We start from the raw sequence: 508 nt of genomic DNA on the forward strand, positions 1-508 counted from the left end.
GGGGGTGCGGACAGTTACTTGGACAGCGGCCTACGCCGCCAGCCCCAACCGCCTCCTGCGGTTGTCTATCGTATCGTAGACGGTCCTGCCGCCCTCCCGGAAGGCCTTTAGACGGACGGTCGAGTAGGCGGCCATCCACCCGTCCAGCAGCTCCATGAAGGCCTCCGCCGTCCATCCCGACCAGTCCCGCCCGTGGAAGAACTCGTTCTTCAGGTTGCCGAAGAACCCCTCGCAGGCGGCGTTGTCGGGGCTGGTGCCCTTGCGCGACATCGACCTGGCCAGCCCGTGGCGCCCGCATATGGCCTTCCACCCGGGCCAGCGGTAGTGGCAGCCGCGGTCGGTGTGCGCGACGGGCGCCTCCCCCTCCCCGAGCGTCGCGCACGCCATCTCGAGGGACGACTCGGTGAGGCGCGCGTCGGGGCTGGTGCCGACGGCCCAGCCGACGGGCTTGCCGTCGAACAGGTCGACGACGGGCGACAGGTACACCTTGCGGCCGTCGTCGGGCAGG

Annotated in this window: 1 protein-coding gene; it reads right to left on the bottom strand. The window is 70.5% G+C overall.

Annotated elements, in window-relative coordinates:
* Window positions 1-30: 30 nt before the first annotated feature.
* On the bottom strand, window positions 31-508 hold a 478-nt coding region (locus GO707_RS11960; RefSeq protein WP_198161106.1), incomplete at its 5' end, for a DDE-type integrase/transposase/recombinase.

The sequence above is a fragment of the Adlercreutzia rubneri genome, from assembly GCF_009755265.1.
GTDB classification, from domain to species: domain Bacteria; phylum Actinomycetota; class Coriobacteriia; order Coriobacteriales; family Eggerthellaceae; genus Adlercreutzia; species Adlercreutzia rubneri.